This window comes from Mesorhizobium sp. M1A.F.Ca.IN.020.06.1.1 (assembly GCF_004023265.1).
Classification (GTDB): Bacteria; Pseudomonadota; Alphaproteobacteria; order Rhizobiales; family Rhizobiaceae; genus Mesorhizobium.
This window is the reverse complement of sequence record NZ_RZSR01001529.1, coordinates 1-816: the sequence shown is the minus strand read 5'-3', so window position 1 is coordinate 816 and position 816 is coordinate 1. Positions and strand designations below refer to the sequence as shown.

Annotated in this window: 1 pseudogene; it reads left to right on the top strand. The window is 67.2% G+C overall.

What is annotated here, in order from left to right:
- Positions 1-816: pseudogene (locus EOA60_RS35340) on the top strand (3'-5' exonuclease); the annotation flags it as partial.

Below are 816 nucleotides of genomic sequence, written 5' to 3'. Positions count from 1 at the left end.
TTCCAAGGCGCGGCGCCCGATTCCTTTGCCGAAAGCCGGCTTTTGTTTGCCGGGCGGGTGCGCGACGCGGAGGCTTCGTTTGCCGACCTGAAGCTCACCTGGTCGTTCCGCTCGAGCGACGACGTGCTTGCCGCCGTCGACCGCGTCTTCGCCGAGCCAGGCGTGCGACGCGGCATCAGCCACGATCCCGATCCGCTCAGCCACAAGGCGATCCGCACCGATGCGCCGGGCTATGTCGAGGTGTGGCCCTCGATCGGCGCCGAAATGGTCGAAGAGCCCGACGACTGGACCTTGCCGGTCAACCACGCCAGCGCGCCCGCCGTGCGCGTGGCCGAACATGTGGCAACGACGATCCAGAACTGGCTGCGCAACGGCGAGGCCATCGAAGGCAAAGGCCGCAAGCTGACCGCCGGCGACATCCTGGTGCTGGTGCGCAAGCGCGATCGCTTCGTGCACGCGCTGTCGCGCAGCCTCAAGAACCGGCAGATCCCGGTTGCCGGCGCGGACAGGCTGAGCCTTCCCGGCCATATCGCCGTGCAGGACCTGATCGCGCTCGGCCATTTTTTGATTCAGCCGGAGGACGACTTGTCCCTGGCCGCCGTGCTGCGCAGCCCGATCTTCGAGGTTTCCGAGGAGACGTTGCTCACGCTCGCTGGCGAGCGGCCAAAGGGCCAGTCGCTGATCGCCTCGCTCCGGCAGCATGCCGGCGGAGACGAGGTCTTGGCCGCCGTTGTTAGCCGGCTCGATGGCTGGGCGACTGAGGTGGCGTTCAAGCCGGTGTTTGAATTCTATGCCGCCGCGCTTTCGCGTGACGGC